Source organism: Actinomyces timonensis DSM 23838, assembly GCF_000295095.1.
Lineage (GTDB): Bacteria > Actinomycetota > Actinomycetes > Actinomycetales > Actinomycetaceae > Actinomyces > Actinomyces timonensis.
The window spans coordinates 586,233-610,111 of sequence record NZ_JH806632.1; the positions used below are offsets into that span (position 1 = coordinate 586,233).

The 23,879-nt window shown below is 71.8% G+C and carries 18 protein-coding genes; 8 read left to right on the forward strand and 10 right to left on the reverse strand.

The window, feature by feature from the left end:
* Positions 1 to 787: 787 nt before the first annotated feature.
* Positions 788 to 1,723, reverse strand: coding sequence for an HhH-GPD family protein (locus A1QA_RS0102685; protein ID WP_017177387.1), 936 nt, complete (start codon positions 1,721 to 1,723; stop codon positions 788 to 790).
* A 410-nt stretch (positions 1,724 to 2,133) separates the two neighbouring features.
* Here A1QA_RS0102685 and A1QA_RS13150 point away from each other — a divergent pair, with 410 nt between their 5' ends.
* Positions 2,134 to 3,219: a sensor histidine kinase gene (locus A1QA_RS13150; protein ID WP_017177388.1), complete on the forward strand. Its 1,086-nt coding sequence runs from the start codon at positions 2,134 to 2,136 to the stop codon at positions 3,217 to 3,219.
* Positions 3,207 to 3,866 carry a response regulator transcription factor gene (locus tag A1QA_RS0102695; protein ID WP_017177389.1) on the forward strand — a complete coding sequence of 220 codons (660 nt, stop codon included), beginning with the start codon at positions 3,207 to 3,209 and terminating at the stop codon, positions 3,864 to 3,866. The genes A1QA_RS13150 and A1QA_RS0102695 overlap by 13 nt, the downstream gene beginning before the upstream one ends.
* Before the next feature lie 24 nt (positions 3,867 to 3,890).
* Here A1QA_RS0102695 and A1QA_RS0102700 read toward each other — a convergent pair whose 3' ends face one another.
* From A1QA_RS0102700 to A1QA_RS0102735, 8 genes are all read right to left on the reverse strand, one after another.
* Entirely contained in the window at positions 3,891 to 4,487 is a 597-nt protein-coding gene (locus A1QA_RS0102700; protein ID WP_017177390.1) for an amino-acid N-acetyltransferase, read from the reverse strand.
* Between the two features lie 81 nt (positions 4,488 to 4,568).
* Positions 4,569 to 5,510, reverse strand: coding sequence for a sugar-binding transcriptional regulator (locus A1QA_RS0102705; protein WP_017177391.1), 942 nt, complete (start codon positions 5,508 to 5,510; stop codon positions 4,569 to 4,571).
* A 144-nt stretch (positions 5,511 to 5,654) separates the two neighbouring features.
* A complete protein-coding gene (locus tag A1QA_RS0102710; protein WP_017177392.1) occupies positions 5,655 to 7,373 on the reverse strand; it encodes a ribulokinase in 1,719 nt (572 codons plus the stop codon).
* A 92-nt stretch (positions 7,374 to 7,465) separates the two neighbouring features.
* Positions 7,466 to 8,854, reverse strand: coding sequence for a sn-glycerol-1-phosphate dehydrogenase (locus A1QA_RS0102715; RefSeq protein ID WP_017177393.1), 1,389 nt, complete (start codon positions 8,852 to 8,854; stop codon positions 7,466 to 7,468).
* Between the two features lie 33 nt (positions 8,855 to 8,887).
* The gene (locus tag A1QA_RS0102720) at positions 8,888 to 10,450 is read right to left on the reverse strand and encodes an FGGY-family carbohydrate kinase (RefSeq protein WP_017177394.1); all 1,563 of its coding nucleotides are present in this window, start codon (positions 10,448 to 10,450) and stop codon (positions 8,888 to 8,890) included.
* 76 nt (positions 10,451 to 10,526) lie between these two features.
* Positions 10,527 to 11,420, reverse strand: coding sequence for an HAD-IIA family hydrolase (locus A1QA_RS0102725; protein ID WP_017177395.1), 894 nt, complete (start codon positions 11,418 to 11,420; stop codon positions 10,527 to 10,529).
* Between the two features lie 107 nt (positions 11,421 to 11,527).
* The gene (locus A1QA_RS0102730; protein ID WP_026048634.1) at positions 11,528 to 12,493 is read right to left on the reverse strand and encodes a DUF7973 family transport facilitator; all 966 of its coding nucleotides are present in this window, start codon (positions 12,491 to 12,493) and stop codon (positions 11,528 to 11,530) included.
* A 69-nt stretch (positions 12,494 to 12,562) separates the two neighbouring features.
* Positions 12,563 to 13,021, reverse strand: a complete 459-nt coding sequence (locus A1QA_RS0102735; protein WP_017177397.1) for a ribose-5-phosphate isomerase — start codon at positions 13,019 to 13,021, stop codon at positions 12,563 to 12,565.
* Positions 13,022 to 13,358: 337 nt separating this feature from the next.
* On the opposite strand from A1QA_RS0102735, the gene tkt reads away from it, so the two are divergent.
* On the forward strand, positions 13,359 to 15,449 hold the full coding sequence (gene tkt, locus A1QA_RS0102740) for a transketolase (protein ID WP_017177398.1): 2,091 nt from the start codon (positions 13,359 to 13,361) through the stop codon (positions 15,447 to 15,449).
* A 138-nt stretch (positions 15,450 to 15,587) separates the two neighbouring features.
* On the opposite strand, the gene A1QA_RS0102745 is transcribed toward tkt, so the two are convergent.
* The gene (locus A1QA_RS0102745; protein WP_017177399.1) at positions 15,588 to 16,709 is read right to left on the reverse strand and encodes a sugar-binding domain-containing protein; all 1,122 of its coding nucleotides are present in this window, start codon (positions 16,707 to 16,709) and stop codon (positions 15,588 to 15,590) included.
* A gap of 238 nt (positions 16,710 to 16,947) precedes the next feature.
* Between A1QA_RS0102745 and A1QA_RS0102750 the strand changes: the two genes are divergently transcribed.
* From A1QA_RS0102750 to A1QA_RS0102770, 5 genes are all read left to right on the forward strand, one after another.
* On the forward strand, positions 16,948 to 18,720 hold the full coding sequence (locus A1QA_RS0102750; RefSeq protein WP_017177400.1) for a glycerol-3-phosphate dehydrogenase/oxidase: 1,773 nt from the start codon (positions 16,948 to 16,950) through the stop codon (positions 18,718 to 18,720).
* Positions 18,721 to 18,820: 100 nt separating this feature from the next.
* Positions 18,821 to 19,585, forward strand: coding sequence for an MIP/aquaporin family protein (locus A1QA_RS0102755; RefSeq protein WP_017177401.1), 765 nt, complete (start codon positions 18,821 to 18,823; stop codon positions 19,583 to 19,585).
* A gap of 72 nt (positions 19,586 to 19,657) precedes the next feature.
* Positions 19,658 to 21,184 (forward strand): glycerol kinase GlpK, encoded by a 1,527-nt coding sequence (gene glpK, locus A1QA_RS0102760; RefSeq protein WP_017177402.1) that lies wholly within the window; start codon positions 19,658 to 19,660, stop codon positions 21,182 to 21,184.
* Between the two features lie 248 nt (positions 21,185 to 21,432).
* Positions 21,433 to 21,837 (forward strand): ArsR/SmtB family transcription factor, encoded by a 405-nt coding sequence (locus tag A1QA_RS0102765; RefSeq protein ID WP_244266052.1) that lies wholly within the window; start codon positions 21,433 to 21,435, stop codon positions 21,835 to 21,837.
* Complete coding sequence (locus A1QA_RS0102770; protein WP_017177404.1) at positions 21,830 to 23,821, forward strand: heavy metal translocating P-type ATPase; 1,992 nt, start codon at positions 21,830 to 21,832, stop codon at positions 23,819 to 23,821. The genes A1QA_RS0102765 and A1QA_RS0102770 overlap by 8 nt, the downstream gene beginning before the upstream one ends.
* The last annotated feature ends 58 nt before the right edge of the window (positions 23,822 to 23,879 follow it).

The window sequence follows — 23,879 nt, forward strand, 5'->3', positions numbered from 1 at the left end:
CGCGCCGGGGCACTGGAACGCGGCGACGCTGCGGAGCGCGGCGCCGAGGCACGCGAGGAGATGGGGGTGGAGGCCTTCCGATCCTTGGAGCGGGAGGCGAGGGCGGCGAGGGCTCCCCTCACGGCGCCCATGGCCCCTCCGCGCGGGTGGCGCTGAGTGCTCAAGGCATTGGCGGTGCGGTCCAATCGCCCGCGGCGATTCCCCCGGGAACCCATTCCAGGCGCGGTGCCGCTCCCCCGCGCTTGTCGCCCGGCGCTCCCCTTGCCCTGGGAGGACGTCTTCTTGGCGCGCTGGGCCCCGACGCGCGGATCCCCGCCCTTCTTGGCGGAGCCCTTCGCACCCCCAGAGGCCCGTGAGCGGGACGAGGCGCCGGACGCTCGCCCTTGGGAGGCTCCTCGACCGGAGGCGTGCGGGGAGCCCGCGGGACGTGGCTGGTCCTTCCCCCGGCCCTTGGCCGAGCGACCGCTGCTCCCACTGCCCCCTCTGCGTCCCTGTGCCATGCGGCCGACTGTACCGCCCGGGCCTCGCACTCCCCGTGAGCGCCCCGCCTTGCCGGTGGCGTGTCCTGAGGCTCCTCGCGCGGGTCGATCGACAACGCCGCCCGTTCACGTTTGCTAGGTTCGACCGCTCACGTTTGCTAGGTTCGACCGCTCACGTTTGCTAGGTTCGACCGCTCACGTTTGCTGTATTCAGCTTCCTGACCAGGAGATATCAACCCGAGTAACCGGACCTGAGACGACGGCGGCCTCCGCGCGCCCCGTGGCTCATCACGGCAAGCGCTTTCCCGTCACGGCAGGCGGTAGGTGGTGCCGGCGTCGTCGGTGGCGATGAGGCCGTCGGCCAGGAGGCCCGCAAGGGCCCGGGCGGGCTGGCCGGGATCGGCGTCGCCCCGCTTCGCCGCGCCCGCGGCAGCGGCGAGCAGCGCCTCGGCGAGGACGCCGCGCCCGTCGTCGGCCTTCCGCAGGACCGTCATGATGAGACCTCGCGCCTGGCGGTCCGTGCCCGCCCAGGCCTGGGTCCTGCGCCTGCCCGCGTGCTCATCAGCAGGGCGCCCCACCGCCAGCCAGGCGCAGCGCCGGCGCCAGGGGCAGGCGCCGCAGTCCGGCTCGCGGGCCACGCAGACCAGCGCCCCGAGCTCCATGACAGCCACGGACCACTGGGCCGCCGTCGCGTCATCGTCGGGCAGGAGGGACTCGGCGCGCTCCCGCTCGGCGCGGCCCAGGTGGGGCGCGGGCAGCGCCTGGCCGCCCACGGCACGGGCAAGGACCCGGCGCACGTTCGTGTCCAACGCGAGAGCGCGGCGCCCGTGGGCGAAGGCCAGCACAGCCCCGGCCGTGTACTCCCCCACGCCGGGCAGGGCGAGGAGCGGCTCGCGCTCGGCGGGCAGCACGCCGTCGTGCTCGGCGACGACGACGGCGGCGCACTCCTTCAGGCGCAGGGCCCGGCGGGGGTAGCCCAGGCGGCCCCAGGCGCGCAGGACGTCGGCGGTGGGGGCGGCGGCGAGATCAGCGGGACCCGGCCAGCGGCGCTGCCAGTCCTCCCAGGCCGGGATCACGCGGGCCACAGGCGTCTGCTGGCTCATGACCTCGGACACGAGGATCGCCCAGGGCGAGGTCCCGGGACGGCGCCAGGGCAGGTCGCGGGCGTGGAGGCGGTACCAGGAGACGATCTGCGAGACCGCGGCGTCGTCGCTCCCGCGCCCCGCCGTGCTCACCGTGCCCACCGGGCCTTGTCCGTCCACATCCGCCTCCTCGGCCCGCATCGTACAGGCGGGGCAGGGCACCACTGCGGGCGGCTCGTGTCCGGCTAGCCCCACCCCGCTTGGCCCGGCAGCCGGATACCGGCAGGATGAGCGCGCGAACCAGGATGGAGCTATGACCACGACGACAGCGCCTCTGAGCGTCCCAGACAGTCCCAGCGCCCCGACCCGTCCCTCTCGGGCAACAGCGCGCCGAACCGCCGCCTATGCCGCCTACCTCTTCCTCGCATGGCCCGTCCACCTCCTTCTCTTCATCACCGTCGTCGTGATGACCACCACGGGGGCCTCTCTCGCGTTCCTGGGCGGGATCGGCCTGCTCGGCCTCATCGGAGGCCATCTTCATCGCCCGGCTCGGGGCGGCGGCGCAGCGCCAGGTGGGCACCAGCCTGACCGGGCGCGAGGCACCAAGCCTCATCTACTCCCAGCCCAACCCGGGCGACTCGACGCTGCGCCGCCTCCTCACCCCGCTGCGCGACCCGCAGTCCTGGCGTGACGTGGCCTGGGCCATCGTCAGCTTCCCGATCTCCTTGTTCACCTGGGCGATCACCGTCGTCTGGTGCGCCCTGATCGCCGTCGCCCCTGTCTCCCCGATCCTGGAGTACATCGAGTACCGGGTCGAGGAGCGCTGGCCGGGGGAACACGACATCGAGCTCGGCCCCTCCGTGCTGGGCGAGCTGCTCGACCTGCCCCACCCGCATATCGCCGACGTCGTCATCACCATCATCGTCGGCGCGATCTGCCTGAGGAGCGCCCCTGCTGTCCTCGGCGGACTGGCCCGCATGCAGCTCGGCCACGCCGACCACATGCTCTCCCACTACGCGCGCGAGCATGAGCATGTCCTGCGCCTGCGGGAGTCGCGCCAGGCTGCGCACTCCGCCGAGGCGGCATCCCTGCGCCGCCTGGAGCGCGACCTCCACGACGGCCCCCAGCAGCGCCTCGTCCGCCTCAACATGGACCTCGCCCGTGCCAAGCGGCATGCCGGCAGCGACCCTGCCAGGGCCCAGGAGCTCCTCGACGCCGCGATGGCGCAGGCCCAGGACACCCTCCTGGAACTGCGCCAGCTCTCGAGGGGAATCGCCCCGCCGATCCTCGTGGACCGCGGGCTCGAGGCCGCCATCATGGAGGCCGCGACGCGCTCAACGGTCCCCGTCACGGTGAGGGCCGACCTGCCCGCGCTGCCGATGACCGCGGCCACCGCCGCCTACTACGTGGTCGCCGAGTCCCTGGCCAATATCAACAAGCACTCCGGGGCGAGCCAGGCGGCCGTCACCGCTGAGGCCGACGGCGGGCTCCTGCGGGTGATCATCACCGACGACGGCGTGGGAGGGGCCTCGACGGCCAAGGGCCATGGACTGGCGGGGCTGGAGCAGCGCCTGGCCGGTGTTGATGGCACACTGGGCATCTCCTCCCCCACTGGGGGCCCCACGATGATCGAGGCGGTGATCCCGTGCGAGTCCTGATCGCCGACGATTCGATCCTCCTGCGCGAGGGCCTGGCGATGATCCTCGCCGACGAGGGCCACGAGGTGATCGCCAGCGTCGGCACCGGGGACGAGCTCGTGGCCCAGTGCCTGGCGCTGCGCCCGGACCTGACGATCAGCGACATCCGCATGCCCCCCTCGCATACCGACGAGGGTCTGCGCGCGGCCCAGCGCATCCGCGCCGAATGGCCCGAGGCCCCGATCCTCCTGCTGAGCCAGTACATCGTGCTCAGCTACGCCTCCGAGCTCCTGTCCAGTGGCACGGGGCCCATCGGCTACCTGCTCAAGGACCGTGTCTCGGATATCGACTCCTTCATCAACGCCGTGGAGCGAGTGGCCGGGGGCGGCATGGTCCTCGACTCCGAGGTGGTGGCCCAGATCATGGGCCGGGGCCGGGCGAACGACCCCGTCGCCACCCTGACGCCCCGGGAGCGGGAGGTTCTCGAGCTCATGGCCGAGGGCCGCACCAACGCGGGGATCGCGGAGGCCATGGTGGTCACGGAGGGCGCGGTGGAGAAGCACATCCAGCGGATCTTCGCCAAGCTCGGGCTGCACGCCGACGGCGGGGTCCACCGCCGCGTCGCGGCTGTCCTGGCCCTCCTGGGCCCTGGGTCGCCGGGGCGCTAGGCGCCGACCACGCGCCGGGTGGCCTCAGAGCTCCAGGAGCATCCGGGTGTTGCCCAGGGTGTTGGGCTTGGCACGGGCAAGGTCGAGGAACTCGGCGACGCCGTCGTCGTGGGAGCGGACGATCTCGGCGAAGGCGTCCGTGCCCACCGGCATCCCGGAGATCTCCTGGAAGCCGTGCCGTTTGAAGAAGCCGACCTCGAAGGTCAGGCAGAACAGGCGCTGGAGGTCGAGGGACCGGGCCCGGATGATGAGGGAGCGCAGCAGCGCCGAGCCGACGCCGCGGCCGCCCAGACGGGGATCCACGGCCAGGGTGCGGATCTCCGCGATGTCGTCCCACATGACATGCAGCGCGCCGCAGCCCACGATCCGCCCCGGCTCGATCCCCGTGGGGCGCTCGGCCCCAGGCGCCGGCGGGAGCTCGGCGACGGTGAACTCCTGGACATCCTCGAAATAGGCGATGAGGTCCTTGGAGACGAGGATCCGCCTCTCGGCGAACGGTCGGACGAGCTCGGCGATCGCGCGCACATCCGCGGGCCGGGCCGGCCGCAGGATCGGCAGGTCCCTTGCGGCGGCGACAGCCGGACTGGTGGCGGCGGGCTGGTCATCAGGGGCGGAACTCATCGCCCCACCCTACTCAGGACGGCCCAGTGGCCCAGATGAGGCCACTGGCTCTTCGCCCAGGCCGCGCGGCGCCGCTTCGCCTCAGCCAGCGAGGATGGCGGCGGCCGTGCGCGAATCGGTGACGACGGCGCTGGCGTACCCGGCGCCCAGGGCCACGCGCATCGGCAGCGCCTTGTCCTGGCCGTGGCCCACGAGGACGCGCCGGCCCGGGCCGGTGAGCGCCTCCAGGCCGATGGCGATGACGCGGTCCTCCACCTCGGGGATGACGGGCGCGCCGTGGGCGTCAACGAAGTGCGAGAAGAAGTCCGCCACGGCGCCCTTGGCGCGCAGCTGCTCCATCAGCCCCTCCTTGAGGTAGCCCGAGCGCACGAGGATGGAGTCGTCACGGATGGCGCCTGGCGAGTAGAGGATCGTGTCAGCGCTGGCGGCGTCGCGGAGGGTCTGGGCGATGGCCGGCTCCTGGCGCAGGCGCCGGGCCAGGTCGACGTCGCGCACGAGGGCGGGGGCCGGCAGGAGGCTGCCCATCCCCTGGCCCTTGCGGGCGATGAGGCTGATCGAGCGCATGACGACGTCGTCGTCATCGGAGCGGATGAGCCCGCCGAAGGCCTGGTAGACCTTGAGACCGCTCGTCCAGCGGTCGGGCATCGCCTGGGCGACCGCGGCGATCGTGCGCCCCCAGGCCACGCCGAGGCTCGTCGGGCGGGGGCGCAGCCCGGTGAGGTAGTCGCCGGCCGCCGAGGCGACGACGGACCCGGCGGCGCCCGCCTCCTCCGGCGAGGCCACCACGATGGCGTCGACGACGTCGAAGGCGCCCCGGATCTGGTTCTCCAGGGAACGGTCGCGGGCATGCGGGTGGTTGATCGAGATGGTGATCATCCCGCAGTCGCGGGCCTCCTCCAGCAGCCGCCCGACGGTCCAGCGCGAGCACATGAGCCGATCGGCGATGGCGGCCTGCGTGAGGCGCTCGTAGTAGTAGAGCTCGGCGGCCCTCAGCATGAGGGCATCGCGCTCGGCGTCGCTCATCGTCTTCCTCCCCAGGCGCTCGGGCGCTGCGCGGCCCGGCCTCACCGGTGCCGCGCAGCGCCCTCAGCATCTCCGCAGTGCCGCTGCGATATGACTGCGATCTCAGTGCGATCTGACTGCGATCTCACTGGCCGCCGGCCGGCGTCACTCGTCGCCGGCCCCCTCGGCCCGACGGCGCAGGGCGTCGGCGCGCAGCGCCTTGAGGGCGTGCATCGTCTCGTCTCCCCGCCCGAACAGGCCGTGCAGGTGGCGGTAGATCTCGTAGAGGCGATCGTACTGAACGGCCGCCTTCTCGTTGGGCTCGTAGACCTTCTCCGAGACACCTCCCATGGCGGTCGCCGCGGACGGCAGGTCCGGGTAGGCGCCCGCGGCGACGGCGGCGAAGATCGACGAGCCGTGGGCCCCCGCCTGGATCGTGGAGGCGGTCAGCAGGCGCAGCCGCGTGATGTCGGCGTACATCTGCATGAGGAACTCGTCCTTGATGAGGCCGCCGGCCACGCGCACCTCGGTGACGGGCACGCCGTAGGCCTCGAAGTTCTCGATGATGACGCGCGCGCCGAAGGCGGTGGACTCCAGAAGCGCCCGGTACTGGTCCTCGGGGCGGGTCACGAGCGTCTGGCCGATCATGAGGCCGGTCAGCTGGGAGTCGACCAGCGGGGAGCGGTTGCCGTTCCACCAGTCGAGGGCCACCAGGCCGTGCTCACCGACCTCCTGGTCCGCGGCCAGGCGGGCGAGGAGGGCGAAGATCGAGATGCCCTCGGACTCGGCCTGGATGAAGTAGGAGCGCGGCACGTTGTTGTCGATGAACCAGGCGAAGGAGTCGCCCACGGCGGACTGCCCGGCCTCGTAGCCCCAGGTGCCCTCGGAGATGCCGCCGTCGACGACGCCGAAGACGCCCGGGACCTCCACGCACTCCTCGGCGGGCAGGACCCAGCAGGTCGAGGTGCCCAGGATCCCGGTGAGCTGGCCGGGGCGCACGGCGTTGACGGAGGCGGCGTGGACGTGGGCGTCGATGTTGCCCGCGGCCACGGGGGTGCCCTCGCGCAGCCCGAAGGCCTGGGCGTACTCGGCGGTGAGCCCGCCGACGGCCGATCCCAGGGCGGCGATCGGGTGGTTCATGCGGGTGGAGTAGACGTCGGCGAAGTCGGGGTTGAGGGCGCCCAGGAACTCCTCGGTCGGGTAGACGCCGTCCTGAAGCATCCGCTTGTAGCCGGAGTCGGAGGCCGAGTAGGCCAGGGTGCCGGTGAGCCGCCAGGTGAGCCAGTCGAGCATGTCGACGATCTCGCCGGTGGCGGCGTAGACGTCCGGGGCCTTCTCGAGGGTCTCCAGGGCCTTGGGCAGGAGCATCTCGGCGGACAGGATGCCGCCGTAGCGGGGCAGCCAGGCCTCGCCGCGCTTCTTGGCGAGCTCGACGATGCGGTCGGCCTGGCTCTGCGCGCCGTGGTGCTTCCACAGCTTGACGTAAGCGTGCGGGTTGTTCGCGAACTCCGGCTTCTCACACATGGGCACGCCGTCGGAGTCGGTGACGACGACGGTGGCGGAAGTGACGTCGAGCCCCACACCGATGATGTCGGCCCCGCGCACCCCGGAGGCGCGCACGGCGGCGGCGCTGGCGGCGCACATGGACTCCAGGTAGTCGCCGGGCACCTGGAGGGCGAACTCCGGGGGAAGCTCCCGGTTGTCCCCGGCGGTCAGGCGCCGGTCCATGATCGGGGTGGCGTACTCGCTCACGGCGTCGGCGAGGATCTCGCCGTCGGAGACCCGGGTGACGACGGCGCGCACGGACAGCGTGCCGAAGTCGAGGCCCAGGGTGTAGGTGCCCTCGGTGGCCGGGGCGGGGGGCGGGGTGTCGGTGGTCGTCATCGTCGTCGTGCTCCTTCGCATACAGGGTCTGTGGTTCGGGTGGAGGGGCCCGGCGCGGCCCCGCGGGGTCGCGCCGGGCCGGGCGGGACGCGTCAGTCCTGCTCCTTGTGGGGGTGGCGCCCCCAGTAGCCGTCCGCGCTGAAGAGGGCGTCGACGACGTCGTCGAGCAGCCCGAGGTCGGTCAGGGCGTCGAGGATCGTGTAGCGGGGCCGGATCATCTGCGCCTTGACGTGGGTGGCGCGGAAGCGGTCCATGTCGATCCCGATCATCTCGGGGTGGTAGGGGGCGCCCACGGCCTTGAGGCGGTCGGCCACCTCCTCGGGGGTCATGAGCAGCGGGCGGACCCGCTCGACGACGCGCGGCCAGGCCTTCTTGATGAGGGCGATGCGCTCGCGCAGGGCGTCGCCGGTGAGGTTCTTGCCGACGGCGTGGCCGACGGCCTCCTGCGCGATGCGCGGGATGAGGGCCTCGCGCACGGCCGCCTCGATCTGCTCGTCGGTGCGGGCGCGCGCCACGACGTCGTCGGCGTCGATGGACTCCACGAAGTCGAGGCCGCGGTCGAGGATCTCCTGCCACATGGCGCACGAGGCGATGGTGCCGATCCCGACCTTCATGCCGTGCGACAGCGGAGGCTCCCAGTCCAGGCCGTGGCCCTCCATCTCCCACACGTGGGAGAACTGGTGGCCGGCGCCGGAGGCGGGGCGGGAGGACTGGGCGGCCTGCATGGCCAGGCCGGACATGATGTTGCCCTCGGCCAGGCCGCTGATCGCCTCGGCGTCGCCCGCGCCGATGCGCTCGGGGTCGGACAGGGCGTCGCGCAGCGGGCCCTGGACCAGGCCCCAGACGTAGTCGTCGATGGGCTCGATGCCGAGCTCGTCGGCGAGCACCCAGTCGGCGCCGGCGGGGACCTTCTCGATGAGGTCGCCGTAGCCGGTGGCGGTCAGGCGCTTGGGGGCGGCGGCGATGACGCCGAGGTCCGCCACGAGGCCCGCGGGCGCCGGGCAGTTGCGGGTGATCTTGAAGCCGTCCTTGGAGATCGAGGCGCCGAAGGACGCGTAGCCGTCCACGGAGGCGGCGGTGCACACGTTCATGTACGGCCGCTCGAGCTCACCCGAGGCCAGCTTGGCGATGTCGTTGAGCGTGCCCGAGGCGATGGAGCACACGATCGTGTCCTCCAGGGGCCGGATGTGCTCGCGCAGGATCTCGACGTTCTCGTAGCCGGCGTAGAGGGTGGGCGTGCCCGGGAAGATGTAGGGCTCGACGGCCTCCACCCCGGCGGCGGCCAGGGAGTCCACCACGGGCTGGCCCGCGGCGGCGAAGGTGTTCCCATCGGCGACGACGATGACGCGCTTGCCGGGGAAGAGGCGGGCGAAGAGGGGGCCCGCCTGGCCCAGGACGTCGTGGCCGAAGGCGATCTCCTTGGTGTCGGTCGCGGTGGCCAGGGCCTGGGTGATGAGGTCGGTGCCTGAGGGCTGTGTCATGGTTGCTGCTTCCTTCCTGGGGTGCTCAGGAGTTCAGGCGAGGTGGTCGACCATCTCGTGGGAGAGGTCCCGCAGGCGCGGGTAGGTCTCCATGTACTTGTCGAGGTAGAACTGGTACTCCTCGTGGACCTCGGGGCGCGGCTCGATGCGGTCGGTCTCGCGCACCATGTTGCGGGCGGCGTCCTGGATGGAGTGGTACTGCCCGGAGCCGACGGCGGCGAGCATGCACGAGCCCAGGACGACGGCGTCGCCGACCTCGGTCAGGGTGACGGGGACGCCGGTGACGTCGGCGTGCATCTGCATCCAGTCGCGGGACTTCGTGGCACCGCCGCAGGCGACGAGCTCGGTGGAGGCGAAGCCGGCGTCCTTGAAGGCCTTGAGCACGTGGGCGGTGCCGTAGCAGACGGATTCCTGGATCGCGCGGTAGAACTCCTCAGGCGTCGTGCCCAGGGTCAGGCCCCACACGATGCCGCGCGCCTTGGAGTCGGTGTACGGGGTGCGGTTGCCCTGGAAGTACTCGTTGATGATGAGGCCGTTGGAGCCGACGGGCACGTTCGCGCTGCGCTCGTCGAGGATCTTGTAGGGGTTGTAGCCCAGGCGCTCGGCGGCGGCGGTGACGTCGCCGGCGAAGTTGTCCTTGAACCACTTGAGCACGGAGCCCGAGGAGACCAGCCCGCCCTCGCAGGTGTACTGGCCGGGGATGACGCCGTCGGTGTAGCCGCCGAAGAAGCCCTTGCCGTGCAGGGGGTTGGGCGACTGGCCGGTGATGACGTGGGAGGAGCCGGTGATGACGGCGGTCTTGCCGGGCTCGACGACGCCCAGGCCGATCTGGCCCGCCCAGGCGTCCGGGCAGCCCTGCGCCACCGGGGTGCCGGGCAGCAGGCCGAGGTCCTTGGCGGCGGCGGTGGTCAGTCCGCCGACGGGCTCGCCGAGGTCGAGGATCCTCTCGGGGATCTTGTCGAAGACGTCGCCGCAGCCGATGTGCTCGTAGAACTCCACCGGCCAGCCGCCCTTGTCGCGGTTGTAGTACATGCGCAGCGCGGCGGAGTTGATGTTGAGAGTCCACTCGCCGGTGAGCTTGTAGTTGAGCCACTCGGGGGCGTCGACGAGCCGGTGCGCGGCCTTGTAGACCTCGGGCTCGTTCTCCTTGAGCCAGGCGGCCTTGAAGGGGTACCACTCCGCGGTGGCGCCCATGGTGCCGCCGCCGTTGTAGAGGCGGGCCCACTGGTCGATGGTCTCGGCTCGGGCGGCCTGCTCGGTGGCGCGCACGTCCATCCACATGATGGCAGGGCGCAGCTCGCGGCCATGGGCGTCCATGGCGACCACTGTCATGGTGGTGGCGTCGTACGAGATGCCGGCGATGTGGCGACCGGGGATCCCGGTCTCGTTGAGGACCCGGTAGACGGAGGCCTTGAGGGCGTCCCACCAGTCCTCGGGGCTCTGCTCGGCCTGGCCGGGGCGGGGGTGGGTGGTGGTGTACGGGGTGGCGGCGAAGGCGATCGGGCGACCGGCGAGGTCGAAGATCGCGGCGCGGCAGGACTCCGTTCCGTAGTCGATGCCGAGCAGGTAGGGGCCTTCGTATCCGGGGCTGACCATCGTTGGTCTCCGTTCTGTGTCGTGCCTATGTCGTGGCGGTGGTGCGGTCGTGGTGGTGTGGGAGAGTCATGGGGAATCAGGAGACGGGGTCGTTGTCCTCGCTCCAGCCGAGCTCGTCCCACAGCGCTGCGGGGATGAGGCGGTCGACGCGGTCGAGGATGAAGGTGGGCCGATCGGCGGGGTCGAGGGCCTGGGCCTCGGCGAGGGTGGACTCGCCGGTCAGGGGCATCGCCGAGCGCATGCCGGTGCGCACGGCCATCTGGATGTCGGTGCCGAGGCGGTCGCCGACCATCATGCAGCGCTCGGGGCGCACATCGAGGTCGCCGATGGCTGCCTGGAGCATCGAGGCGTTGGGCTTGCCGATGACGGTGCGGCAGGTGATGCCGGTGCAGGCCTCGATGGCGGCGATGATGGAAGCGCAGTCGGGCTCCCCGCGCCCTCCGGGGAAGGGGCAGAAGCGGTCGGGGTTGGTGGCGATGAGGAAGGCCCGCTTGTGGAACCAGATGGCGTCGAAGGCGATCTGGAGCTTGCGGTACTCGAAGGTGCGGTCGTAGGAGGCGATGACGATGTCGATCTCCTCGGGGTCCTCGCTCTGGGCGATGCCGGCCTCGGCCAGGGCCCGCTTGAGGGGCTCCTCGGCGATGGCGAAGACGGTGGCATCGGGGTGGTTGGCCTTGAGCCAGCGCACGGTCGTGACCACCGTGTTGGCGATCTCCCCCACCGGTGTCGGCAGGCCGAGGCGCGCGAGCTTCTCGGCGTACTGGTCGGGGTCCTTGGTGGGGTTGTTGGACAGGAAGCGCACGGGGATGCCCCGGCGTCGGAGCTCGTTGATGAGGCGCTTCGCCCCGGGCAGGAAGTGATCACCGAGGTAGATGGTGCCGTCCATGTCGAAGACGTAGGCGTCGTAGAGCTCGGTCGGCCAGTCCTGGGCGGGCTCGGGGGCGGTGAGCGTGGGGCTCGTGGAACTCATGCGGGGCTTCCTGGAGTGTGCGGGCGGTTGGCGGATTGCGACGGCGGCGCGTGGGGGGCTTGGGGGTTGGGGGGACGGAGCGGGCCGTCCCCCAACCGGGGCCGCGCTCAGACGGCGAGCAGGGCGATGTGGATGAGGGTGGTCATGATCCAGATCGTCCCGGCCGGCGGGTCGATGTGGGTGTCGCCGTAGTAGTAGGTCAGGCGCGCGATGACGAACTCGGCGACGAAGCCGGACATGATGCCGAAGACGATGCCGACCACCAGGGCGAGCCAGGCGTTGTCGGTGGCGAGCCAGAACTGGACGGCCGCCAGAGCGGCGATGATGGTGATGTGGTGGGTGACGTTGACCTTCTGGCCGGCCACGAGCAGGAAGATGCACAGGGCGGAGAAGGCGAAGGGCAGGGCCTGGGCGCTGTTGACCACCGCCGTCGCCGCCGTCTCGGGCAGGTTGGCCTTGGCGTAGGAGGCCAGGACGATCCCCACGCCGGAGGCCATGAAGGCGGCGCCGAAGGCGACGGTGCCGAGCTGACCCGGCGTCTCCTGGTGGTCGAGCCAGCGGTGCGTGCCCTCGGGGGCGGTCGGGCCGTGGAAGATGCCGGTGGAGCCGAAGGCCAGGCGGGCGACGCAGCCGGAGATGAAGACGGTCAGGGCCACGGAGTCGGTGTGGGAGCCGAACCACGGGATGAGGGCGATGAGGCGCTGGACGACCATGCCGGCCACGCCGAATCCGGCGGCGAGCCACAGGACCGTCGGGTCCTTGAGGCTGCCGAGCGGGGTATCGATATCCCGCCCTGTGGCGAGTAATCCCTTCTTGGCGGAGTAGGCCGAGGCGGCGGCCGCCCCGGCGAAGGCGACGTGCGGGCCGAAGGCCGGGCCGAAGGCGACGTAGTCGAAGAAGAAGGTGCTGCCGGTGGTGGCGGCGATGCCGAAGCCGGTCAGGATCATCACGCCGGTGAAGCCGAAGGCGTTGTTCGGGCCCACGATGGCGCCGATGATGCCTCCCACGCAGGCTGCCAGGAGCCAGAACAGGTCCAGGTTGTCCAGCAGCGGCATTGTCATGTCAGGTGTCATGCTTCGTCCTTGAAGTGTTGGGTGGTTGGGCTGCGCTGTGTCAGAGCGCTCGGGAGGGTGGTTGAGGGGTCAGGCGCCGGTCTCGTAGGACTCCAGGGCGGCCACCTTGCGGGCCGAGGGCGACGAGGTGTCGAAGGTGTAGCCGAGCCACTCGCGCACGAGCCTGCGGGCGAGCTCGATGCCGATGACCCGCTGCCCGAGGGTGAGGACCTGCGCGTTGTTGGACTTGATGAGGCGCTCGACGGAGAAGGAGTCGTGGGCGACGCTGGCGCGGATACCGGGGACCTTGTTCGCGCAGATCGCCATGCCCATGCCGGTGCCGCAGAAGAAGAGGCCGCGGTCGGCGCCGCCGTCGGCGATGATGCGCGCGCCCTTGATGGCCACGTGGGGGTAGTCGGTGTGCTCGTCGGCGGAGACCCCGACGTCGATGACCTCGTCGACCCGGGGGTCTGCCTCGAGGTCCTTCTTCAGCGTCTCCTTGTAGTCGACGGCGGCGTCGTCACAGGCGACGACGATCCTGTATCCCATATGCGGCCTCCTTGCTCGCCCGCGCCGTTCCCTGGGGTGCGTGCCGCGGTTCGGCGCGCGCAAGGGGACGCGGTGGTTCCATGCGTGTTTCTTATTCTGCTGAACGACGGCGCATTTGACGATCGCCTGCACACATGAGCAGTTGCCTCGTGAGCCCTGCCACAGAACGGCGGACCAGTGCTATCGTGCTCCGCCTCACATCCACGCCGACTCCCCTCGGCCCTACGCACATATGAGCATCGAGGCGCTGGCGCTCTGCGCCGTGACGCGCTTCGTTAGTGTGTGACAGACAAGCAACACCGCCCCAGCCCACGGACCGCCGTCCTAGGAGGATCGCATGACCACACACGCGCTGCTGACCGACCTCGATCACAAGGCCATCGCCGTGTCCAAGGCCCTGGCGGCCGACGCCGTCGAGAAGGCCGGCTCCGGGCACCCCGGAACCCCCATCTCCCTGGCAGGCGTCGCCTACCTGCTCTACCAGAAGGAGATGGCCTGCGACCCCGCCGACTCCAACTGGCTGGGCCGCGACCGCTTCGTGCTCTCCATCGGGCACGCCTCCCTCCTGCAGTACATCCAGCTGGCCCTGGCCGGCTACGGACTGGAGATCTCGGATATCGCCGCGCTGCGCACCTGGGGCTCCCTGACCCCGGGCCACCCCGAGTTCGGGCACACCGCCGGCGTCGAGACCACCACCGGCCCGCTGGGCGCCGGCATCTCGAACGCGGTGGGCATGGCCATGGCCGCGCGCCGTGAGCACGGCCTCTTCGACGCCGCCACCCCGGCAGGCGAGTCCGTCTTCGACCACTACGTCTACACGATCGTGGGCGACGGCTGCCTCCAGGAGGGCGTCGCCTCCGAGGCCGCCTCGCTCGCGGGCACCCAGCAGCTGGGCAACCTCATCGCCATCTACGACGACAACGACATCTCCATCGAGGGCAACACGGACATCGCCTTCACCGAGGACCCCTCGGCACGCTTCGCCGCCTACGGCTGGCAGGTGCTCGACGTCGACTGGAAGGCCGGCGGCCAGTACCACGAGGACTACGACGCCCTGCACGCCGCCCTCGTCGAGGCGCGCGCCGACACCACCCGGCCCACCCTCATCCGCCTGCGCACGATCATCGCCTGGCCCTCCCCCACCAAGCAGGGCGACGAGTCCTCGCACGGCGCCAAGCTCGGCGCCGAGGAGGTCGCCGGGCTCAAGAAGGCCCTCGGGCTCGACCCGGAGGCCGACTTCCAGGTGCCCGCCGAGGTCCTGGAGCACACCCGCTCCCAGGCCGCCGAGCGCGCGGCCGCCCTGCGCGCCGACTGGGACGCCCGCTTCGCCGCCTGGAGCGCCGCCGCCCCGGAGGGCGCCGCGCTGCTGGAGCGCCTGCGCGCCGGCGAGCTGCCCGAGGGCCTCGATGCCGCGCTCCCGCGCTGGGAGCTCGGCGACGCCGTCGCCACCCGATCCGCCTCCGGCAAGACGCTCACCGCCCTGGCGCCCGTGGTGCCCGAGCTGTGGGGCGGCTCGGCGGACCTGGCCGGGTCGAACAACACGACGATGGCCGGGGAGCCGTCCTTCCTGCCCGCCTCCCTTGCGGTGGGCGAGGGCGACGGCCCCTATGGGCGGACCATCCACTTCGGCGTGCGCGAGCACGCGATGGGCTCGATCCTCAACGGCATCGCCCTGGACGGCCTGACCCGCCCCTACGGCGGCACCTTCATGGTGTTCTCCGACTACATGCGCCCCGCCGTGCGCCTCGCGGCGCTCATGGGGGTCGGCTCGGTGTTCGTCTGGACGCACGACTCCATCGGCGTGGGTGAGGACGGCCCCACCCACCAGCCCATCGAGCACCTGGCAGCGCTGCGCGCCATTCCGGGACTGGCCGTGGTGCGGCCCGGCGACGCCAACGAGACCGCCGCGGCCTGGGCGGAGATCCTGCGCCGTCGCCGCGAGCCGGCGGGCATCATCCTGTCGCGCCAGAACCTCACGGTCAACGCCTCCCCCGAGGCGGCCGCCGAGGGCGTGCGCCGGGGGGCCTACGTGCTCGCCGACGCCGTCGACGCCTCCGGGGCGAAGGCGGCCCCCGCCGTCGTCATCATCGCCACCGGATCCGAGGTGGGCGTGGCCATGGCCGCGCGCGAGCGCCTGGGCGCGGCGGGGACGCCGACCCGCGTCGTCTCGGCGCCCTGCCTGGAGTGGTTCGCCGAGCAGGACGAGGCCTACCGCGCCTCCGCGCTTCCCGAGGGCGCCGTGCGGGTCTCCGTGGAGGCCGGCATCGCGATGGGCTGGCGCGAGATCGTGGGCGACTCCGGGGCGATCGTCTCCCTCGAGCACTTCGGCGCCTCCGCGTCCGGGGCGCGCCTGTTCGAGGAGTACGGCTTCACCGGCGAGCACGTCGCCGAGGTCGCCTCCCAGGCCCTGGCCCGCGCCCGCGCCTGACCCTCCCCTCCGCCCCCTCCCATCGAGACCGGGCGAACAGCACCGCGAGACCGGGCGAACAGCACCGCGAGATGCGAAACCACGCGGCGATTCAGAATCTCGCGGTGCTGTTCGCCCGGTCTCGGATATAGGGGAGGGTTATGGGGTGGAGGCGAGCTCGAGAACGGCGCGGGCGGTGGCGTCGTCGACGACGAGATCCGTGGCCACCCGCGCCCGCAGCGCCGCCAGCAGGGCGGGGGCCTTCGCCCTGCCCGCCACCACGCACAGGCGCCTCGGGATGCGGGCGAGCTGGGCGGGGGTGGGCCCGGTGGCCCGCGCGTTGAGGGCGATATCGCTCCACGAGCCATCGGCGCGCAGGAGCACCGTGCACACGTCGCCCACCACCCGCTCGCGGCGCAGCGCCACACGGTCGGCGCGGCTGACGTGCCCGCCCTCGTAGACCTGCGAGGGCAGGACGCCCTGGACCACCGACCCGACACCGAAGACCGCCAGGTCGGCGCTGCGCGCCAGCGCCAGCACCCGGCGCACGGAGCGCTCGGACCACATCGCCTCGCGCGTGGCCACATGGTCGAAGAAGGCCGGGACGGGGAAGGCCACCACGCGCGCGCCCAGCGCCTCGCCGACCCTCGAGAGCACCTCGCCGGCGCTGGGCCCCATCTCCATCGGGTCCGTGGCGCCGTTGAGCTGGACCACCGTCAGCCCCGGCACGGGCCGCGCGGGCAGGGCCGCGCTCACCTCTGACATGGTGGTGCCCCAGGCCACGCCGACGACGACGCCCCGGCCGCCCGCGCTCAGCGCGCCGCTCTGGTCGCTCGGGACGGCTGAGCCACCGGAGCCATCCGGGCCGCCCGGAGCGCCCGAGTCCCTCGGGCCGGCGGCCCCCGCGGAGCCGGCCTCCCCGGGCCCGCCGTCCCCGACCCCCTCAGCGCCGCCCCCGACGCCCGGGGCACCCGGCGCCTCGGCGGCCCGGCGCTCGGCCAGATCGGCGGCGAGCTCGACCATCCGGGCCGCGGCGACACCCGCCACCTGCTGGAGCCGATGGATCTCCGTGGCGCCCTCGCGCACGGGAACGATCTGGGCGCGCACCCCGAACAGGGACGCGAAGCGCCCCTCGATGGAGCCGGCGCCGCCGGGCTGGGTGAGCTCGATGCGCACGATGCCGGTGGCGCGGGCGCGCTCGAGGAGCCGGGAGACGGTCGAGCGCGACACCCCCAGGTGGTGGGCGATCACCTCCATGGTCTCGCCCTGCACGTAGTACATCGACGCCGCCTCATACGCCCTGAGCAGCGCGGAATTCTCGCCCGAACCGTTGGGATTCCGCGGAGAATCGTCACTCCGAGTGGTCATGTTCCTCCGCCTCGCGCACCGATTCTGCACGTTCGTGCAGACTGCTTGCCCATCCTCTCACAACCCTCAACGATGTGTCGTAGGGAACAACCGCCACCCTGACAGCCGCGCCCGAGACGCAGCCGCTCACCGTCGAGACCGAGGAGCCACCATGGCAAGCCCAGCCCCCGCACCCACACCACTGCGATCCACAGCCCTCAACCGGGAGCAGCGCGCCGAGGCGCTCGCCGCCCTGTCCGCGAACGGCCCCACGGACGAGCCGCTCGACGTCCTGGTCATCGGCGGTGGCGTCACCGGCGCCGGCATCGCCGTCGACGCCGCCTCCCGCGGCCTGCGCACCGGCATCGTCGAGATGGGCGACTGGGCCTCCGGCACGTCGTCGTGGTCCTCCAAGCTCGTCCACGGAGGCCTGCGCTACCTCTACCAGGCCAACTTCGCCCTCGTCCACGAGGCCCTCACCGAGCGCGGCCGCCTCCTGACCAACAACGCGCCCCACCTCGTCAAGGCCCAGCCCTTCCTGTGGCCGCTCAAGCACCACTACGAGCGCACCTACTCCGCCGTCGGCGTGGGCATGTACGACGCCCTGGCCGTGGTCGGCGCCCGCGGGCACAAGACCGTGCCCATCCAGAAGCACCTGGGCAAGAAGGGCACCGCCGCCCTGGCCCCCGCCCTGGACACCAGCCACCTGGCCGGCTCCATCCGCTTCTACGACGCCCGCGTGGACGACTCGCGCCTCGTCATCGACCTGGTCCGCACCGCCGTCGGCCTGGGCGCTCACGCCGCCAACCGCACCCGTGTCACCGGCTTCCTCAAGGACGACGAGGGCCGCGTCACCGGTGTGGCCGCCACCGACCTCGCCAGCGGCAAGGAGATCGAGATCCGCGCCGCCCGCACCATCAACGCCACCGGCGTGTGGACCGAGGAGGTCCAGGACATGGCCACCACCGAGGGCGGCCTCAAGGTCCTGGCGTCCAAGGGCATCCACATCGTCGTGCCCAAGACCGCCATCGACGCCGAGTCCGGCATCTTCCTGCGCACCGAGAAGTCCGTCCTCTTCATCATCCCGTGGCCCGAGTACTGGGTCATCGGCACCACGGACACCCCGTGGGAGGAGGACGTCGCCAAGCCGGTGGCCACCAGCGCGGACATCGACTACGTCCTGGAGCACGCCAACTCCGTGCTCACCCGCCCGATCCGCCGCGAGGACATCATCGGCGTCTACGCGGGCCTGCGCCCCCTGCTCCAGCCCCGCCTCAAGCCGGGCGCCGAGGCGGCCTCCACGAAGGTCTCCCGCGAGCACACCGTCACCCGCGTGGCCCCCGGCCTGACCGCCATCGCAGGCGGCAAGCTGACCACCTACCGCGTCATGGGCGTCGACGCCGTCGACCACGCGCTGGGCGAGGCCCTCGCCTACGCCCACCCCAGCCGCACCGAGAACCTGCCCCTCGTGGGCGCCGAGGGCTATGAGGAGATGGCCGGCCGCGCCGCCCAGCTCGCGGCGGAGCGCGACTGGACACTGGCGCGCATCACGCACCTGCTGGACCGCTACGGCGACGAGACCGCCGACATCCTCGGGCTCATCGACGCCGACGCCGAGGCCAAGGACTCCCAGCGCCTGGGCGAGCCCCTGGCCGAGGCGCCCACCTACCTGCGCGCCGAGGTCGCCTGGGCCGTCACGCACGAGGGCGCCGAGCACCTTGAGGACGTCCTGCTGCACCGCGTGCGCCTGGACCTGTCCCACCGAGACCGCGGGCTGTCCGCCGCCAAGGAGATCCTGGGGATCATGGCCCCGCTCCTCCATTGGTCTGACAACGACGCCGCGAAGGAGCTAGCCTCCTACACCGAGAGGGTCGAGCAGATCGCCGCCGCCGAGGCCGAGGCCACCGACGCCGACGCGGTCGCGAAGGTCACCCGACCCATCTGATCAGCGCGTGCGCCTGCTCAACCGAGCAGGCGCACGCCCCTCTCCCCGCCCCTGATAACCCTCACATGGCACGTTGACGTGCAGAAAGCGATTCCCTCCCATGAGCCTGGCTCACATCTTCTTCTCGGAGTTCCTCGGAACTGCGATTCTCCTCCTCCTCGGTGCTGGCGTCGTCGCCACGAACCTCCTGCCCAAGTCCAAGGGCAAGGGCGGCGGCTGGCTGCTCATCAACTGGGGATGGGGCCTGGCGGTGTTCGCCGGCGTCTACGTCGCCTACGACACCGGTGGCCACCTCAACCCCGCGGTGACCATCGCCAAGGTCGTCGGCCACATGTTCGACTCCGGCGTCACCCTCAACGGCCCGGCCCTGGATAACGGCGGCATCGCGGTGAGCGGCACCAACGTGCTCGTCTACATCGTCGCCCAGTTCCTGGGAGCCTTCGTCGGAGCCGTCCTGTGCTGGCTGACCTTCAAGCAGCACTTCGATGAGGACTGTGACCCGGCCCTCAAGCTCGGCGTCTTCTCCACCGCCCCCGAGATCCGCTCCTACGGCTGGAACACACTGACCGAGGCCATCGGCACCGCCGTCCTCATCATCTGGGTCTTCGTCTCCGGGCACACCCAGAGCGCCATCGGCCCGCTCGGCGTGGCCCTCATCATCGTGGTCATCGGCACCTCGCTGGGCGGCCCCACCGGGTACGCCATCAACCCCGCCCGTGACCTCGGCCCGCGCGTCGCCCACGCCGTGCTCCCCATCAAGGGCAAGGGCGGCTCCGACTGGGCCTACTCCTGGGTCCCGGTGGTCGGCCCGATCCTGGGCGCCATCGCCGGTACGGTGATCGTCTTCGCGGGCGGCCTCGCCTGATCCTCGCCGGGGCGGCCCCGCCCGGGGCCGCCCCGCACCCCACCCCCTCACAAAGAAGTGAAAGGAAATCTCATGACCGAGAAGAAGTACGTCCTCGCCATCGACCAGGGCACGACGTCGTCGCGCGCCATCCTGTTCAACCACTCCGGCGAGATCGTCTCCGTGGGCCAGAAGGAGTTCACGCAGATCTTCCCCAACCCCGGCTGGGTCGAGCACGACCCCGTGGAGATCTGGAAGTCCGTGCGCTCCGTCGTCGCCGACGCCCTGCAGAAGGCCGATACGAACCGCCACGAGATCGCCGCCGTCGGTATCACCAACCAGCGCGAGACCACCATCGTGTGGGACAAGAACACGGGCGAGCCCGTCTACAACGCCCTCGTGTGGCAGGACGTGCGCACCGGTGACATCGTCCGCGAGATCGCCGACGGCGACCCGGCCGGCACCGAGCGCTACCGCCAGATCACTGGCGAGAACGTCTCCACCTACCCCTCGGCCACGAAGATCAAGTGGATCCTCGACAACGTCGAGGGCGCCCGCGAGCGCGCCGAGGCCGGCGACCTGCTCTTCGGCACCCCGGACACGTGGGTCCTGTGGAACCTCACGGGCGGCGTCAACGGCGGCGTTCACGCCACCGACGTCACCAACGCCTCGCGCACCCTCCTCATGGACGTGCGCACCTTGACGTGGCGCGAGGACATCTGCGCCGACTTCGGCATCCCGGTCTCCATGCTCCCCGAGATCAAGTCCTCCTCCGAGGTCTACGGCCACGGCCGCAAGAATGGCCTCCTCGTGGACACCCCGATCTCCGGCATCCTGGGCGACCAGCAGGCGGCGACCTTCGGTCAGGCCTGCTTCGAGAAGGGCATGGCGAAGAACACCTACGGCACCGGCTGCTTCACGCTCATGAACACCGGCACCGAGCCGGTCTTCTCCACCAACGGACTGCTGACCACCGTGCTCTACAAGCTCGGCGACGAGGCCCCGGTCTACGCCCTGGAGGGCTCGGTGGCCGTGGCCGGCTCGCTGGTCCAGTGGCTGCGCGACAACCTCGGCATGATCGTGAAGTCCTCGGACATCGGCGAGCTCGCCGCGAGCGTGGAGGACAACGGCGGTGTGTACTTCGTCCCGGCGTTCTCCGGCCTGTTCGCCCCCTACTGGCGTGACGACGCCCGTGGCGCGATCGTGGGCCTGACCCGCTACGTCACCAAGGCGCACATCGCCCGCGCGGTGGAGGAGTCGACGGCCTTCCAGTCGGCCGAGCTCATCGAGGCGATGAACGCCGACGCCGGTGTTCCGCTCAAGGAGCTCAAGGTCGACGGCGGCATGACGGTGGACGACCTCGTCATGCAGTTCCAGGCTGACATCTCCGGCGTGGACGTCATCCGCCCGGTCGTCGCCGAGACCACCGCCCTGGGTGTCGCTTACGCGGCCGGCCTCGCGGTGGGCTTCTGGGCCTCCACCGACGATGTCATCGCCAACTGGCAGGAGGGCAAGCGCTGGACTCCGTCCATGGACGCCGCTGAGCGCGACCGCACCTACCGCCTGTGGAAGAAGGCCGTGACCCGGACCTTCGACTGGGTGGACGAGGACGTGAAGTAACCGCTCCTCCCCTGATCGGCCGGCCCTGCTGTCCCTGCCGGCCCACTGAGGCCCCCGGCGCCCGCGCGCCGGGGGCCTCCTCGCGCCCTCAGCCCCGCCCTGCCGTCTCGGCCCGCTCCCGCGCCCTCATCCTCGCAGTTCGAGGGCGCGGGAGCGGGCTGGGGGAGCGGGAGCGGGCTGGGGGAGCGGGAGCAGCAACAGGCAGAGGCCCTCTTGCGAACTCGGCGTCACCTCCCTACGATTTAAGCGTGAACGCAAACGCTAAACTTTCGCTCGTGCGAGACGGGGGCGCCACCCCGCTCTCCGCGATGAGCGACGCCGAGACGCTGGAGACCGCCGAGCTCGCCGCCGAGGTCTTCTCCCTGCTCGCCGATGCCACCCGCATCCGCATCATCGCCCTGCTCGAGGAGGAGGGCGAGCTCTCCTCCGGTGTCCTGGCCGAGCGCACCGGCCGCAGCGCAGCCGCCGTCTCCCAGCACCTGGCCAAGCTCCGCCTCGGGCACATCGTCGCCTCGCGCAACGAGGGCTCCCGCGTCTACTACCGGCTCATCGACGAGCACGCGCGCATCCTCGTGCGCCAGGCCGTCTTCCAGGCCCAGCACGTCACCGGCAACCTGCCCGCCGACCACCGGATCGGAGTCGACCATGATTAACACAGCGCCCGAGCTCGTTGAGCCCACGCCAGTCGCGCTGAATGCGACGACGCCCTCCGCCGGACCCTCGCCCTCCGCCGCGCCCGCGCCGGCAGGCCATCCAGCGCCGACCGAGGCCCACAGGCCTCTCCTGGAGCGCATCGAGGCCGCCGACGCCGCCCGCATCGCCCTCGTCGCCGTCGGGGCCCTCGCCGCCTGGATCACCCGACTGGCGGGCGCGCCGGGATGGACGGTCGCGGCGATCGGCACGGCCACGCTGCTGGCCAGCTGCTGGCCCATCGTCGTCGAGGCCTGGGGGGACCTGCGCGAGCGGCGCATGAGCATGGAGCTGTCCATGCTGCTGGCCATCGTCGCGGCGGCCGCCATCGGGCAGTGGGGCTCGGCCCTGCTCATCGCCCTGTTCGTGCTCGTCGCCGAGGTCCTGGAGGACATGTGCATGGAGCGGGGGCGCGACGCCCTCACCGGCCTCATGAGCTTCCTGCCGAGCACTGCCCGTGTCATCATCGACGGCGAGGAGCGGGAGATCCCCCTCGACGACCTCGTCCCGGGCCAGGTCATCGCCCTGCGCCCGGGCGGTCGGGTGCCGGCCGATGGCGTCGTGCGCCGGGGCAGCGCCGACATCGACCAGTCCCGCATCACCGGCGAGTCCATGCCGGTGACCGTGGGGACGGGCGACCACGTCCCCGCCGGCTCGATCACCCAGGGGACCCTGGAGCTCGAGGTCACCAGGGCGGGCGAGGACTCCTCCTTCGGCCGGATCATCGCCGCCGTGCGCACCGCGCAGGACAGCCGCGCCCCCGTCCACCGCCTGGCGGACGTGCTGGCCGCCCGCATCATCTACCTGGCGCTCGGACTGGCGCTCATCACCCTCCTCGTCACGCGGGACGCCCAGGCGACGATCTCCGTCGTCATCGCCGCAGGGGCCTGCGGCGTCGCGGCGGGCACGCCCCTGGCCGTCCTGGCAGCCATCGCCCGGGGCGCGCGCACCGGCGCCTTCGTCAAGGACGGCGCGCACCTGGAGATCCTGTCCGCCGTCGACACGGTGGTGCTGGACAAGACCGGCACGCTCACCACCGGCGCGCCGCGCGTCGTCGGGCTGCGCCCCGCGAGCGGCGGCGCGGGCGCGGAGGACTCACTGCTGCGCCTGGCCGCGGCCGCGGAGTGGAACACAGAGCACCCCATCGGGCAGGCGATCGTCGAGCGGGCCCGCGAGCGCGCGCTGGACATCCCCTCCCCCGCCTCCAGCCGCTACACCCCGGGCATGGGCGTCGAGGCACTCGTCGAGGGGCGGCTTGTGAGGGTCGGCCGCCTCGACGCCGACCAGGCGGCCCAGGTCGCGAACAGCCTCTCCTCGCCCACCGGCGCGGCCGGCCTGCCCGCCGGGACCACCGCCGTCCAGGTCATCGTCGACGGCCGCGCGGCGGGCATCATCCTCGTGGCCGACGAACTGCGCGAGGGATCGGCCCTCATGCTGTCCCAGATCCGGGACATGGGCCTCGATGTCCTCATGCTCACCGGCGACGCGCCGTCGACGGCCGCGCGGATCGGCGCCGAGCTGGGCCTGGCCCCCGAGCAGATCCGCGCGGGCCTGCTGCCGCAGGACAAGGACGCGATCGTCGGCGAGCTGCGGGCGGCGGGTTACCGGGTGGCCATGGTCGGCGACGGCGTCAACGACGCCCCGGCCCTGTCCGCCGCGGACGTCGGCATCGCCATGGGATCGGGCACGGATGTGGCCCGCGAGGCGGGCGACATCGTCCTCGTGAGCTCCGACCCGCTGTCCCTGGCACGCACGATCCGCATCGCCCGCCGGGCGCGGGGCATCATCATGGCGAACTTCATCGGGACGATCGCCGTCGACGCCGTCGCGATGGGACTGGCCGCGCTGGGCCTGCTCGGGCCGATCGCCGCCGCGCTCGTGCACGTGGGCTCTGAGACCGCCTTCATCCTCAACTCGGCGCGCCTGGCCCCCGCTCCCCGGAGCTGAGACGCCCGCGACCGCGCCTGCCCCCGCGCGGGCCCGCCCGACCCCGGCGCCCCCGGAG

Bases quoted from the DNA above. Each gene is read 5' to 3' on its own strand.
- A1QA_RS0102700 (WP_017177390.1), bottom strand. From the start codon at position 4,487: ATGAGTTCCGCCCCTGATGACCAGCCCGCCGCCACCAGTCCGGCTGTC.
- A1QA_RS0102705 (WP_017177391.1), bottom strand. From the start codon at position 5,510: ATGAGCGACGCCGAGCGCGATGCCCTCATGCTGAGGGCCGCCGAGCTC.
- A1QA_RS0102710 (WP_017177392.1), bottom strand. From the start codon at position 7,373: ATGACGACCACCGACACCCCGCCCCCCGCCCCGGCCACCGAGGGCACC.
- A1QA_RS0102715 (WP_017177393.1), bottom strand. From the start codon at position 8,854: ATGACACAGCCCTCAGGCACCGACCTCATCACCCAGGCCCTGGCCACC.
- A1QA_RS0102720 (WP_017177394.1), bottom strand. From the start codon at position 10,450: ATGGTCAGCCCCGGATACGAAGGCCCCTACCTGCTCGGCATCGACTAC.
- A1QA_RS0102725 (WP_017177395.1), bottom strand. From the start codon at position 11,420: ATGAGTTCCACGAGCCCCACGCTCACCGCCCCCGAGCCCGCCCAGGAC.
- A1QA_RS0102730 (WP_026048634.1), bottom strand. From the start codon at position 12,493: ATGACACCTGACATGACAATGCCGCTGCTGGACAACCTGGACCTGTTC.
- A1QA_RS0102735 (WP_017177397.1), bottom strand. From the start codon at position 13,021: ATGGGATACAGGATCGTCGTCGCCTGTGACGACGCCGCCGTCGACTAC.
- tkt (WP_017177398.1), top strand. From the start codon at position 13,359: ATGACCACACACGCGCTGCTGACCGACCTCGATCACAAGGCCATCGCC.
- A1QA_RS0102745 (WP_017177399.1), bottom strand. From the start codon at position 16,709: ATGTACTACGTGCAGGGCGAGACCATGGAGGTGATCGCCCACCACCTG.
- A1QA_RS0102750 (WP_017177400.1), top strand. From the start codon at position 16,948: ATGGCAAGCCCAGCCCCCGCACCCACACCACTGCGATCCACAGCCCTC.
- A1QA_RS0102755 (WP_017177401.1), top strand. From the start codon at position 18,821: ATGAGCCTGGCTCACATCTTCTTCTCGGAGTTCCTCGGAACTGCGATT.
- glpK (WP_017177402.1), top strand. From the start codon at position 19,658: ATGACCGAGAAGAAGTACGTCCTCGCCATCGACCAGGGCACGACGTCG.
- A1QA_RS0102770 (WP_017177404.1), top strand. From the start codon at position 21,830: ATGATTAACACAGCGCCCGAGCTCGTTGAGCCCACGCCAGTCGCGCTG.